Below are 13797 nucleotides of genomic sequence, written 5' to 3' on the forward strand. Positions count from 1 at the left end.
AGATCGGAATCCGCCACCAATTCGTTTCATGCAACAACGCCGCTATGCGGCCATTTCCAATCGTGTACTTCCGGCATGTCTTCGCCATGTTCACGCACATAGTCATGATGCTTTTGCAGCTTCTCATTGAGCGAAGTGATCAGAGGCTCGGCAATATCAGCGGCCAAAGGCAGGCGGTAGAGTGCTTCAATTGCCAGATGATAACGATCCAGTTCATTCATGACAGCCATATCAAACGGCGTTGTGGTTGTGCCTTTTTCGATAAAGCCACGCACATGGAAGTTCGGATGATTGGCGCGCTTATAAACCAGACGGTGAATGAGATATGGATAGCCGTGATAGGCGAAAATCACCGGACGGTCGGTGGTGAAAAGCGCATCAAATTCACTATCGGCAATACCATGCGGGTGATGCTGCGGTGATTGCAGCGCCATCAGGTCGACAATATTGACAACACGAATGCGCAAATGTGGCAATGCTTCACGCAGCATTGCGGTGGCGGCCAATGTTTCCATGGTCGGCACATCACCAGCACAAGCCATCACCAGATCTGGTTCCATGCCATCTTCGCTGCCTGCCCAGTCCCATTTGCCAAGACCGGCTTCACAATGTTTTTCTGCCTCATCCATGGTGAGCCATTGTGGTGATGGCTGCTTGCCAGCCACAATCACGTTCACGCGGTTCCATGTTTTGAGGCAGTGCTCACCCACCCAAAGCAGCGTATTGGCATCCGGCGGGAAATAAACACGGACAATATCAGCGCTCTTATTGGCAACCAGATCGACAAAGCCCGGATCCTGATGGGAGAAGCCGTTGTGATCTTGACGCCAGACATGAGACGTCAGCAGATAGTTAAGCGATGCAACCGGCTTGCGCCATGGCAGTTCGCGTGCCACTTGCAACCATTTAGCATGTTGGTTGAACATGGAATCCACAATATGGATAAAAGCTTCATAGCAGGAGAAGAAGCCATGGCGTCCGGTCAGCAAATAACCTTCCAGCCAACCTTGACACAGATGTTCACTCAGCACTTCCATCACGCGGCCATCAGCCGCCAGATGGTCGTCACTGCCTAAAGTTTCAGCCATCCAGACACGGTCGGTTGCTTCAAAAACACTGCCCAGACGATTGGAGGCGGTTTCATCAGGCCCGAAGACGCGGAAGTTTTTCTCTTCGTCATTGAGGCGGATGACATCGCGCAGATAGTCGCCGAGGATTTTGGTGGTCTGTTCTTCAACCGCGCCCGGTTCGGTGACATTGACCGCATATTTTCGGAAATCCGGTGTGTTCAGTTCCTTACGCAGCAAGCCACCATTGGAATGCGGAATGGCGCTCATGCGCTTTTCACCATCCGGTGCTATTGCGCGTAATTCCGGTTTGAGCTTACCGCTTTCGTCAAACAGGTCTTCCGGCTCATAGCTGCGCATCCAGTCTTCGAGGATTTTGCGGTGTGCATCATCAGCACGGCAATTGGCAACCGGCACCTGATGGGAACGCCAATGGTTCTCCACCATTTTACCATCAACCACTTTGGGTCCTGTCCAGCCTTTCGGGCTGCGCAGAATAATCATCGGCCAGCGCGGACGCTCCGGCGATTTAAGATCGGCCTGCTCTTTAATGGTTTTGATACGGTCAAAAGCCATGTCAAAAGTTGCTGCCATCAGCTGGTGCATTTTTTCCGGTTCATGGCCTTCAACGAAAAATGGCTCATAGCCATAGCCGGTGAAAAGACTGTGCAGGTCTTCATCCGACATACGGGCGAGCAGGGTCGGATTGGCGATTTTATAGCCGTTCAGATGAAGAATCGGCAGCACCGCGCCATCGCGCTTCGCGTTGAGGAATTTGTTGGAATGCCATGCTGCTGCCAACGGGCCGGTTTCGGCCTCACCATCACCTACGACACAGGCAACGACGAGATCGGGATTGTCAAAAGCTGCGCCGTAAGCATGCACAAGCGCATAGCCAAGCTCGCCGCCCTAATGGATGGAACCCGGAGTTTCGGGTGCCACATGGCTTGGAATACCGCCCGGAAACGAGAACTGGCGGAAGAGCTTTTGCATACCTTCAACATCTTCGGTAATGTCAGGATAGGTTTCAGTATAAGTGCCTTCCAGATAGGTGTTCGCTACCATGCCCGGGCCACCATGCCCGGGACCGCAAACATAGAGCACATCCTTGTTGCGTTCTTTAATAATGCGGTTGAGATGCACATAGATGAAGTTCAAGCCGGGTGTTGTCCCCCAATGGCCCAGCAAACGCGGTTTGACGTGGTCAGGCTTTAAAGGCTCGCGCAGCATCGGATTTTGCATCAGATAAATCTGGCCGACGGAGAGATAATTGGCTGCACGCCAATAGCGGTCGGTCAGTTTCAGCTGATCTGGAGTAAGCGGCTGGGCGCCAGTCTGATTATTCATTCCGGAATTCCTTAACCTATTGGGAGGATTAGTTTAAAACAGTGAGAGTTTCAGAAGCAATCACTTGCTCTTCATCAGTTGCGAGCATGAAGGCCGCGATTTTGCTTGATGGCGTGGTGATGCGGAAAGCATTGTTGTTGTTGGCCGTATCGTCCAGCTCAAGGCCGAGCCATTGTAATTTGCGAGCAATGCGGGCACGGATTTCCGGTTGGTGTTCACCAATGCCGGCGGTAAAAATAACGGCATCCACCCCGCCAAGGCTGGTCGCCTGTCGAGTGATTTCACCGGCAATACGGGTGGTGAAAAGATCAATCGCTTGCTTCGCCTCAGGTGCATCACTTGCCAGCAAGTCTCGGCAATCACCACTGATGCCTGAAACACCGAGCAGGCCGGAGCGATGATAAAGCATATCGGTCACCTCATCGGCGCTCATATTCTGCCGGCTCAACAGATGCAGCAGCACACCGGCATCAATATTGCCGCAGCGTGTTGCCATCGGAATACCGTCAAGCGTGGAGAAGCTCATGCTGGTATCAACACTTTTACCCTGATCGAGTGCACAAATGCTGGCACCGCTGCCAAGATGCGCAACAACAAGTTTCTTACGGCCTAAATCGGGCTGAAGCTCGTTAAACTGTTGCGCGATGGATTGGTAAGAAAGGCCATGAAAACCATAACGCTTGATGCCCTGATCGTGCATCGCCCGTGGAATGGCAAGGCGGCGGATCACATCCGGCATAGTGCGATGGAACGCTGTGTCAAAAGAAGCTGTTTGCAGAATATCAGGGAAAAGCTGACGGATTGCTTTAATCAGCGCCAGACTTTTAGGCTGGTGGAGCGGCGCATAGGCCGACAAATCGTCAATGGCCTGAATTGAGCGATCATCAATTAATGCAGGACCTGCAAAAATATCGCCGCCATGCACGACACGATGGCCAATTGCTTTGACACGGGAAAGTTCGATATAGGCTGAAAGCTTGTCAAAAACTTCGCTGAGAACAGCAACAATATCGGCTGACTCTTGCGTCTGCAGTTCAATATCCAGCCGTTCCTTGCCGCGTTCCATATGAAAATTCAACGGAGTCGCGGCAAAATCGATGTCTGCTTTTGCCGATTTTTGCAAAGACGAACCATCATATTCAAAACTGCCGATTTTGACGGTCGATGATCCTGTATTGAACGTCAGCAAGACGCTGTCCATAAAACCTCCATTATGAAATATAACCTCTTTGACTGATCGGCAAATGCGATGCATTGAGCGTAATCAACATTAGTGGCTTTATCCCTGGTTCAAGCTAAGGGCTCACTGTTTCAAAACACCACATTCTAGGCATTTCAGTCCTTCGGCTTAACCCCATAAATAATTGAATCACATAAGGATATTAATGAGAACGCGACTTGCAGTTCATCCCATCCGGCATTCTTTGCTTCAGAAACCAAGCACACAAAGCTTGGTTCAAGTGCAAACTTGCATTCGATCTCATCGCCCTCCGCGCTGATTAGCTTCGACGGAGGATTGATTAAAGCTCCCATGATAACTGACTCCTCACTGTAATTCCTTTCCTCTAATTTCTATCACTCGAGGGGAGAAAGAATCGAGGAAGACCTGACTTGTTCCAAAATAAAGTGTGGTTGGCGCGAATTGTTCACGAAGAATACTGCACAAAGCTGCTGCGGTTTGTGTATCGAGACCTTCGAAGGTATCGTCCATGACAACACATCGGGGCCGACGGATGAGTAGTCTGGCAAAACTCAAACGCATCTGATCTTCATGATTGAGTAGCCGATCCCACCGGAAAGGTTTTTCTAATTGCTCGCTTAGTCGCTCCAGACCAACTGTCTTCAGCGCCTTACGATATACTTCCATGTTGTCAGTTCTCGGATCATCTGGGTATTCCAGCACACTACCTATCGACTCCTCCGGCAACCACGTGTCGCGGGACAAAAAGAGCGTGTCAGCATCTGCCGGGAGGGCGATTGTGCCGCTGCCCCACGGCCAATTTTGAGCCAGAGTCAAAACGATAGTGCGGAGATTGGCGGCGCTACCTGTAAACATCACAGTTTCCCCGGTCTTGACGTCCACAGTTCGCTCTGAGAGTTCTAGTGTGCCCAGCACGGAAGGTCCAAAGACGTTGCACCGCACTTCGATATCCTTGAATACAACGCTACCGTCGTGAGTTGTTTTGAATGACAACATCGTGTGAGACGCCGCAGCTTCCATTGTTGCTAGGGTCAGGACTTCGGTAACGGGGCCGTTCCAGTCAAGCAAAAAGTGACGACCGCAGCCGCGCCGTCATGGTGCCATTGCGGTAAATAATCCCGACAGATCCCCTTTCGCCGCTGCCTGACTTGCTTTGCCCTTCGTTTGAGGTCCGCCCGGGCTCATGCTTCGGTCCGTGGTCAGCGCGATAGCTGCCAACATGATGCTGGTCCAGTGCGGTAATTCCGATGTGCCCATCTCATTGGCGTGCTCGGCAGAGGCCGGCGACAGTCCTGACCACGGCATCATCGGAACCGCGTCCCGGTTGGGACCTCGAAGGTCTGCGGTCAGGCAGACGTCAACGATATGGTTCTGATGTGAAGGCTCAGGCCGACTTGGCGAGCAATCGGTCTGAAGAGAATTCGGTGCCATCCGTCCACATCCGGTGAAGGATGGTACCGATGCGCCTTGCCAAAGCCACCATCGCACGCTTTGCACCTCGGCGTTTGGCGACTTGTGCGGCCCAGCTTCTCAGCCATGTCGAGCGACCCCGATGTATCATAACGGTAGCCGCCTGACACAAGGCTCTTCGCAGATTGGCGTCGCCAGCTCGCGTAATACCGCCGATCACGTCGCGCTCACCGGACTGGTTGCGCGAGGGTGTAAGGCCGACCCATGGACCCACCTTCTTGGACGATGAGAACCGCGCGGGATCATCGACCGCGGATCGGAAAGTTAAGGCGACGACCGCCCCGATGCCAGGCATCGTCATCAATAGCCGGCACACCGCGTCGTCCTTCGCAAGCAGACGGACCTGACGTTCGAGTCCCGCCAGTTCATGGCGAAGGCTGGTGCGCGCGCGTAACATCGGTCCGGACGCTGCTTGCAACATGGAATTGCCTTCCACCAACTGTTTGATCCTGGCGTCGAACTGGCCGCGCGAGATGGCGCCGACCTTCAGGCCGAAGTTTCTCAGCAATCCGCGCAATGACAGTTCCAGCGCGATCATGCCTTGTTGGATCGCCTTGCGGGCAGACAGAAGTGCACGAACTTCCTGTGCCGACACGGATTTACAATGTACGGGCCTGAACCAGCCCAGATGAAGCAGTCGGGCAATCCCTTCCGCGTCGCGCCGATCCGTTTTGATCGGCATTGCCTTCAGAGCACCCTTCACCTGTCGGGTTTCCATCAGAACAACTTCCAGCCGGGCATCGGCCAAACCGCGATGCAGCCACTGGGACAGCGGCCCGGCTTCAAGCCCTATGATAGCGACCGATCCCTCCAGGGTGTTTGCAAAATCCACGATCGCTTGGGGATCACTGAGAACCTGCGCTTCTTTTACGATCTTGCCGTGCTCATTGATTACACAGACCGCAGTCTTCGCCAGTGATACATCCAGTCCTATGAACAGCTTCATCCCATATTCCTCCGATTGAGACCGATACGGGAACAACGACAGCTTGCTGCGGGCAATTTCAAGATGCGTCAGCCGGTGGCGTGGCGCAGGCCCCGTTACAGCATCTCATTGATCACAGCCAGAAGATTACGGTAGCGGCGAGTGCGATGGCTGAGAGGAAGACCATAGGGCACCTGTCATAGCGTGTAGCGACGCGCCTCCAGTCCTTGATGCGGCCGAACATGATCTCGATGCGGTTGCGGCGTTTATAGCGGCGTTTGTCGTATTTAATGGTCTTGTTTCGGGATTTCCTGCCCGGGATGCAGGGAGTGATACCCTTTTCCTGTAGGGCGTCGCGAAACCAGTCGGCATCATAGCCACGGTCGGCCAGCAGCCATTGGGCCTCGGGAAGCTCGTCAAGCAAGGCGGCTGCACCGGTATAATCGCTGACCTGACCTGCCGTGATGAAGAAGCTGATCGGGCGACCGTTGGCATCCGTTACAGCATGAAGCTTGGTGTTCATGCCGCCTTTGGTGCGTCCAATCAGGCGTTCCGCGCCCCCTTTTTTACCCGCAGGCTGGAAGCCGTGCGGTGGGCCTTGAGATAGGTCGCATCGATCATGATCGTCTTGCGCTCTGGAGCTTGAGGCACTGCCAGACCTTCCATCATCCGCAGGAAGATGCCCTTGTCGCCCCAGCGTTTCCAGCGATTATAAAGTGTCTTGGAGGGGCCATATTCCTTCGGCGCATCGCGCCATCTGAGCCCATTGCGATTGACGAAGATGATGCCGCTCAGAACGCGCCGATCATCAACGCGAGGACGGCCGTGGCTATTAGGGAAATACGGCTGAAGACGTGCCATTTGCTCGTCTGTCAGCCAAAAGAGATCACTCATCATTCAGGCTCCTTCGAGCCCGTCTGAATCACAATCAGCGTGACAAATCAATGGGTCCTGACCCTAAGTCCAGGGTGTACTCCAAGCGCCGGGACGCTAGCCGACCTTATATTTTTATCACTGTGCCAGCCCGACCGAAAAGGAGCGCTGCCGCATCTTCGAGCCGTCCTATCCCCGCGATGCGGCCGGGATGGGAAGCAAAAGCGCAGGCCGCTTCGACTTTGGGGCCCATTGAACCGGAAGCAAACTTATGCGTTGAGAGTTCTGCTGGCGTCGCCCTGCTGATCGGATGCTGGGCCGGCGTTCCCCAGTTGCTATAGACAGCGTCCACGTCTGTGAGCATCAGGAAAGCGTCGGCATTGAGTTCTTCTGCGAGAAGCCCTGCTGCCCGGTCCTTATCAATCACCGCTTCTACGCCCTCGATTTCCTCCTGCTCGTTACGTATAATCGGAATACCGCCACCGCCCGCGCAGATGACGACAACGCCAGATTCAACCAGCAGTCGGATGACTTCGATCTGAGTGATCCGTTGCGGACGCGGCGACGGCACGACGCGCCGCCATTTTCCCTCACTCTCTTCGATGAGCGCCCAGTCATGTTCCGCCCGTACATGATCGGCATCTGCTTTGTCGTAGACGGGACCGATGGGTTTTTCCGGATGGGAAAAGGCCGGGTCGTCACTATTCACCTCAATCTGGGTCAAGAGCGTGGCGAGCCGCGTTTGCGTGGGCAAGGCATTGGTCAGTTCTTGCTCTACCAGATAGCCGATCATACCGACGCTTTCTGCCCCCAGAATATCGAGCGGATAAGCGGGGACATCCGCATAAGCGGAAGCCTGGAGTGCCAGAAGCCCGACTTGCGGACCGTTGCCATGCGCAACCACGATGTTGTGGTTACGTGCAAGCTCGGCCAGCGCTTTTGCGGCTTTCCGTACATTGGCGCGCTGGACCTCGGCGGTCATTGGCTCTCCACGTTTTAAAAGCGCATTACCTCCCAGAGCCACAACGATCCGCATGTCAACTTCCCAACGTTGCTACGAGTATTGCCTTGATAGTGTGCATGCGGTTTTCCGCCTGATCGAAAACGATAGAAGCGTTTGATTCAAAGACCGCCTCGCTCACCTCCATGCAGTCGATGCCGAATTTCTCGAATATCTTCTCTCCGATCTCCGTCTCGCGATTATGGAAGGCTGGAAGACAATGCATGAACTTCGCATGCGGATTGCCAGCCGCCGCCATGATCTCCGGCGTCACACGGTAGGGCGTCAGCAGTTCAATACGTTCTGCCCACACCGAATCCGGCTCGCCCATCGATACCCAGACATCCGTATAGATAAAATCACATCCCTTGACGGCGGCTACGGGGTCTTCGGTGAGTGTAATGCGCGCACCGGTCTGAAGCGCGATTTCCCGACAGCGATCGATCAGTTCCTGTTCTGGCCAACAGGCTTTCGGTGCGGCAAGGCGCACATCCATGCCGATCTGTGCCGCCCCTGTCAGGAGTGAATTGCCCATATTGTTGCCGGCATCGCCGAGGAAGGCGAAGGTGACTTGCGACAGGTGTTTGCGGGTATATTCGCGCATGGTAAGAAAGTCGGCCAGAATCTGGGTCGGATGAAATTCATCTGTCAGACCATTATAAACCGGCACACCCGACCATTTCGCCAGAATCTCCGCCTGTTCCTGCCCGAAGCCGCGATATTCGATAGCGTCGTAGACACGACCAAGCACGCGGGCTGTGTCTTTCATGGATTCCTTCTTACCTATCTGGGTACCGGTGGGCCCCAGATAGGTAACATGTGCACCCTGGTCATAGGCGGCGACCTCGAACCCGGTACGCGTGCGAGTGGAGTCTTTTTCAAAGATCAGCGCAATGTTCTTGCCTTTCAGCCTTTGATCTTCATAACCGCCATATTTGGCCTGTTTCAATGAGGCCGAGAGCTTTAGCAGGAACCGGATGTCATCCGGCGTGAAATCGAGCAACTTCAGGACGCTACGGCCCTTGATATTGACTGGCATTTTCGTCTCCTCAAACTGGATCGCGTATTAATGGACAGGTCATGCAGTGGCCGCCGCCTCGCCCGCGCCCGAGTTCTGCACCGGGCACGGTGATGACCTCGACGCCTGCCTTGCGCAATTGTGTATTGGTGTAGGTATTGCGGTCATAGGCAATGACCACACCCGGCTCCAGTGCAACGACATTGTTGCCGTCATCCCACTGCTCGCGCTCGGCGACGTAAGCATCACCACCCGTTTCAACAACGCGCAACTTCTTCAGTCCCAGCGCTTCAGCAACGACCTCGGTAAGCTTGCGTCCTTCCGCCCTGACGTCTATTTCATCTTTTGTCTTGCCCGGACGGATCGAATAGGGCTCGATCTTTTCTGCAACATCGGCAAAGAGCGTCACGAGATCACGATCGCAAAAGCTGAACACAGTATCCAGGTGCATGGATGAACGCTCTACAGGCAGCTTGCAGGCGATCACATGCTCAGCCCCCCCCTTCTGAAACAATGCGCGCGCCAGTTGCCCCACCGCCTGCGGCGTGCTCCTCTCACCCATACCGACAAGAACAATGCCGTTTCCAAGTGGCATGACATCTCCACCCTCCAATGTGGCAAGCCCATAATCCGTATCGGGATCACCCCACCAGACCGGGAAGCCCGCATCGCGGAAATCCGGATGGAAACGATAGATGGCCGTGATATTGACTGTTTCCAGCTTGCGTGCATTCCAACGCATCGGGTTGAGCGTGACACCACCACCGATCCAGCAGGTTGTATCGCGAGTAAACAAATGATTAGGCAGAGGTGGCAGGACGAAATCCTCCGGACGCAATGTTGGCGCGAAAAGCCCACGTCCCTTGATTGGCAGTTCGGCTTTACTCAAGCCGCCCATCAGGATCAGCGACAAGGCATCGGCGTCAATCTCCATGAGGTGGGCTCGCAAATCGTCAGCCAGACCAACGCCTACGGTATTCTCGTTGACACGACGCTCCAGAAGCCAGCGCCGGGCCTCGGCATCCTGCATCGTCTCTGCCAGCATCTCTCGCAGAAAGACGACATCCACGCCACGATGTCGCATGGCGTCGACAAAGGTGAGATGTTCGACACGGGCCTGCTTGACCCAGATGACATCATCGAAAAGCAACTCATGACAGTTCGACGGCGTTAAGCGGGCAAGTGCCGAGCCCGGACGATGGACGAGGACACGGCGCAGTTTGCCAACTTCGGAATGAACACCATAGGTCAAGCTCATATCGTAATCTCCTTCAAGCAAGCAGAACAGCGGCGCTCAGGCACGCCATGATGATAATGGTCAGGATCAAAAGCAGCGGCCACATGAAGCGCAACCAGCGTTCATAGGGGACGCGACCAATTGCCAGTGCACCCATTACGACCGCAAAAGTCGGATTGATCAGGTTCACGAGCCCGTTTGCAGACTGATAGGCGGTGACCACAAACTGGCGGCCAACGCCGGCGAAATCTGCCACAGGTGCCATGATCGGCATGGAAAGGACCGCCAGACCGGACGAAGACGGCACGAAGAAGGACATAAGTACCTGAAGCCAGTACATCACGTTGATGAAGGCCACCTTACCCAACCCGGAGACGGAAAGCTCCGCCCAGTGCAGGATGGTATCTGTGATCTTGCCAGCGTCCATGACCACGACGATGCCGCGCGCCAAGCCAATGATCAGCGCCACGCCAAGCAGGTCGCGTGCACCGTTGACGAAACTGTCGACAAAACTTGCCTCACCAGGGCGTGTGATAAAGCCGATCAGGATGGCTGAAGCGAGGAACAACCCGCTCATTTCCCCCATCCACCAGCCGCCTTTCAACACGCCCCAGATCATGACGACAAAGGTGACACCAAAAACCGTGAGTACGATCTTGTGCAAAAGTGTAAAGTTAGCCTTTTCACCTTCATGCGCACTTAGAAAGTGCTTTTCGTTAGCCGCCTTCATGTCATAGACAAGCGATTTTGTAGGATCTTGCCGCACCCGTTCGGCATAGCGCATCACGTAGATCACACAGGCCAGCCAGCAAAGTCCCAATATGATGCAGCGCAACACGAGGCCGTTAGTGAAAGGTACGCCCGCAGCATCCGAGGCAATGACCGTAGCGAATGCATTGACTGTCGAACCAAGAACGCCGACGCCTGCACCAAGCAAAATGACAGCGACCGCAGTTACTGCATCGAAACGCGCCGCTATCATGATTGGAAGCAAAAGCATATAGAAGGCAAGCGTTTCCTCTGCCATGCCATAGGTTGTACCGCCGAAGGCGAACAGTGCCATAAGCACAGGGATTAGCCATTTCTCTCGCCCCTTGAGCGCAACCATGGCGCTGCCAATGCCAGCATCAATCGCGCCAGTGGAGGTAACGACACCAATAAAACCACCAATAATGAGAACGAACACCGCCACATCAATGGCGTTGGCCTGATTGGTCGAAGGATTATAAAGCCCTCCGATCGGTGCCATGAATATATCTGTAATACCTTGCGGATTGGATTCAGCGACCTTGTAAGTCCCAGCAATAGGAACTTCCTTGTTCAAAGCCGCATTCATGGTTCGCTCGTACTGGCCAGCTGGAATGATCCAGGTCAGCGCCGCGACAATGACAATGAGGCCAAAAAGAATGGTGAATGCGGTAGGAAAACGAAATCGTTTTCCATCGCCGTCTTGTGCGATGTCACTCATGCATTAATCCCGCTCTCTTTCAATGCAACCGACCTGAGTTTATGGGTTGCAAGATAAGCCGCATTGACTTCAATCAAGAAGCATCAAGTATAGAAAAATATCACTCGGATAGTTCTGGTTCCAGATGCTGTCGAAGTCTTGTGTGAGGTGTTCGCCGAAGCGAAAAACCGGAGCCTGCCTCGAAAGTTATACCCCATCACATCAAAACCCGATATACTTCACCAGTCTGATCTTCTCATCTCTACCCCAAATGGATAGTGGGATTTCGCACGATGTTAGTGATTAGATTTATGGAGCCATCCACTTTGAGAATAAGACACAATATTAACTCTTCAGGTCATCGAAATGAGTTCTGAAAAAACGAATGTTATAAGCCTTGACGCGTCGACTGTGGTCAGGAAAACACTATTCAAGGAACTCTCTGGAGCGATCGCATTCTCGCAATGCAATGGTGTTGATAAAACCATTCCCCAGAACGTTACCATAGCTCGAGAGGGTGACAAAATCGGTCGGATTTACATGGTGAATGAGGGCTTATTAAGAGCTTTCAGAGTCTTGCCCGACGGTCGGCGGCAGATAACACACTTCATATTCCCAAGAGAACTAATAGGAATTATCGACGATGAACACTATTCATCGACAATTGAATCCATCGTAACAAGCAATATTACCTCCCTATCTAAAATTAAATTCCAGGAGTGTATCGTTAGAGATGAAAGAATTAAGCAATATTCTCACGCCGAGACAAAGGATTCGTTAAGGAAGGCGAACTTTATTCAACTCATACTGGGTCGGCTGGCACCAGTCGAAAAATTATCATGCTTTATCATTCTTCTCGCTCAACGGTCCCCCAACAGAGGCTTCGTTCATATTCCTATGCCAAGACAGGATATCGCCGACTTCTTAGGTTTGACTGTTGAAACCGTGAGTAGAAGTTTCACGAGACTGCGCAATCTTGGCCTCATCACCTCGCGGGATCATAGCTGCATAGAGATACCCTCGCTATCTGCGCTACATCAGGTGGCAGGTGTGAATTTGTCTTGATCAGATAGTTTGGTTTGAAAACTTGGAAAAAGCTATTGCCTTTCAGGATTCCCAATGGGTTTGAAGTATAAACAGAATGTATCTTTTAATGAGATGTCAAGGCCGATAAATTGTTTCATGGTTGCTTCCTGTTTGATGCTGGGCCTGGTGCCCAGTCGTAAGCCAGTATTTCATCTTATCGGGAAGCAACCACCTTTCCAATGAGAAGCAAAACAAACGCGCGATCACACTATGTAATCGGAAGACGATCGATGTCGAAATCACTAGGCGGCGTGGACGAATTTGAGCCAGTATCTTGCGGTAGCAATATGAACCATGCTGATGAAGCTCTCGGCGAGTTGGTCGTATCGAGTAGCAATGGCGCGGTTGATTTTCAGTCTGCCAAACATCCGTTCGATTAGGTTGCGCTGTTTATACAGCGTGCGATCATATTCAATCTTCACGCGGCGGTTTGCTCTGCCAGGAATGACGGGCTTGATATTGCGGCTGGCAAGATCATCACGAATGGCATCCGCATCATATCCCTTGTCAGCAAGAAGCGCCTGTGGCGCTTGCTCGGGTAAGCTGATCAGAGTGTCGTAAGCCTTGCAATCTGCGGCTTCGCCAACCGTCAGATGGAAGGCAAGCGGTCTTCCTCTGGCATCAGCCAGACAGTGAAGTTTACTGGTGAACCCGCCCCGCGAGCGGCCAAGAGCGCGTCGATGAATCCCCCCTTTCCGCCCGCTGCCGAAATATGGGCCCGAACTGTGGTGCTATCGATGCTGTAGTGGCCGCTGTCAGCCATGATCTCAGCGAGCGTGATCGAAACAGCCTCCCAGACCCCGGCTTCGCTCCAACGCCGAAACCGCCGATAGATCGTATTCCAATTGCCGTATTTGGGTGGGACATCCCGCCAAGGCGTCCCGCAGCGAAGTCTCCAAAGTATGCCGTTGATGATCGCACGATTTTGCTCCGGACGACGACCGCGTCCCCGATTGACTGCTTCAATCGGCAATAAATCCTTCAGAACAGGCCATTCGGATTCGCTCAGATCGCCTCGGCTCATGACTGCCTCCAAAAAGCAGTCTTGAATCAAGCTGCGATCAATTCGTCAACCAATTCGTCCACGCCGCCTAATCCCGAACTTGTTCGATTGATTATTCAAAAT

Annotated in this window: 9 protein-coding genes and 2 pseudogenes; 1 reads left to right on the top strand and 10 read right to left on the bottom strand. The window is 53.3% G+C overall.

Features of this window, described 5'->3' with window-relative positions; genetic code table 11:
- Positions 1-26: 26 nt before the first annotated feature.
- The 9 genes and pseudogenes from ABDF71_RS26025 to ABDF71_RS26065 form a co-directional block, all read right to left on the bottom strand.
- Positions 27-2414: pseudogene (locus tag ABDF71_RS26025) on the bottom strand (phosphoketolase family protein).
- 28 nt (positions 2415-2442) lie between these two features.
- On the bottom strand, positions 2443-3615 hold the full coding sequence (locus ABDF71_RS26030) for an acetate/propionate family kinase (protein ID WP_040128197.1): 1173 nt from the start codon (positions 3613-3615) through the stop codon (positions 2443-2445).
- 345 nt (positions 3616-3960) lie between these two features.
- Positions 3961-4683 carry an ABC transporter family protein gene (locus ABDF71_RS26035; RefSeq protein ID WP_011983036.1) on the bottom strand — a complete coding sequence of 241 codons (723 nt, stop codon included), beginning with the start codon at positions 4681-4683 and terminating at the stop codon, positions 3961-3963.
- A gap of 316 nt (positions 4684-4999) precedes the next feature.
- Complete coding sequence (locus ABDF71_RS26040) at positions 5000-6031, bottom strand: IS110 family RNA-guided transposase (protein ID WP_011983025.1); 1032 nt, start codon at positions 6029-6031, stop codon at positions 5000-5002.
- Between the two features lie 112 nt (positions 6032-6143).
- Positions 6144-6904 (bottom strand): IS5 family transposase gene (locus tag ABDF71_RS26045; protein WP_086000526.1). Its coding sequence is split into 2 segments (ribosomal slippage): positions 6144-6580 and positions 6580-6904, totalling 762 coding nucleotides; the frame shifts between segments, so codons are not numbered across the junction.
- A gap of 106 nt (positions 6905-7010) precedes the next feature.
- The gene (arcC, locus tag ABDF71_RS26050) at positions 7011-7919 is read right to left on the bottom strand and encodes a carbamate kinase (protein WP_011983034.1); all 909 of its coding nucleotides are present in this window, start codon (positions 7917-7919) and stop codon (positions 7011-7013) included.
- 1 nt (position 7920) lies between these two features.
- Positions 7921-8922, bottom strand: coding sequence for an ornithine carbamoyltransferase (gene argF / locus ABDF71_RS26055; RefSeq protein ID WP_011983033.1), 1002 nt, complete (start codon positions 8920-8922; stop codon positions 7921-7923).
- A 10-nt stretch (positions 8923-8932) separates the two neighbouring features.
- A complete protein-coding gene (gene arcA, locus ABDF71_RS26060; RefSeq protein WP_094513852.1) occupies positions 8933-10159 on the bottom strand; it encodes an arginine deiminase in 1227 nt (408 codons plus the stop codon).
- A 13-nt stretch (positions 10160-10172) separates the two neighbouring features.
- Positions 10173-11606 (bottom strand): YfcC family protein, encoded by a 1434-nt coding sequence (locus ABDF71_RS26065; protein ID WP_011983031.1) that lies wholly within the window; start codon positions 11604-11606, stop codon positions 10173-10175.
- A 345-nt stretch (positions 11607-11951) separates the two neighbouring features.
- Here ABDF71_RS26065 and ABDF71_RS26070 point away from each other — a divergent pair, with 345 nt between their 5' ends.
- The gene (locus ABDF71_RS26070; protein ID WP_500061998.1) at positions 11952-12650 is read left to right on the top strand and encodes a Crp/Fnr family transcriptional regulator; all 699 of its coding nucleotides are present in this window, start codon (positions 11952-11954) and stop codon (positions 12648-12650) included.
- A 263-nt stretch (positions 12651-12913) separates the two neighbouring features.
- Here the strand turns inward: ABDF71_RS26070 and ABDF71_RS26075 are convergent.
- Positions 12914-13695, bottom strand: a pseudogene (locus ABDF71_RS26075) (IS5 family transposase).
- Between the last annotated feature and the right edge of the window lie 102 nt (positions 13696-13797).

The sequence above is a fragment of the Ochrobactrum sp. WV_118_8 genome (assembly GCF_039631535.1).
Taxonomy (GTDB): Bacteria; Pseudomonadota; Alphaproteobacteria; order Rhizobiales; family Rhizobiaceae; genus Brucella; species Brucella anthropi.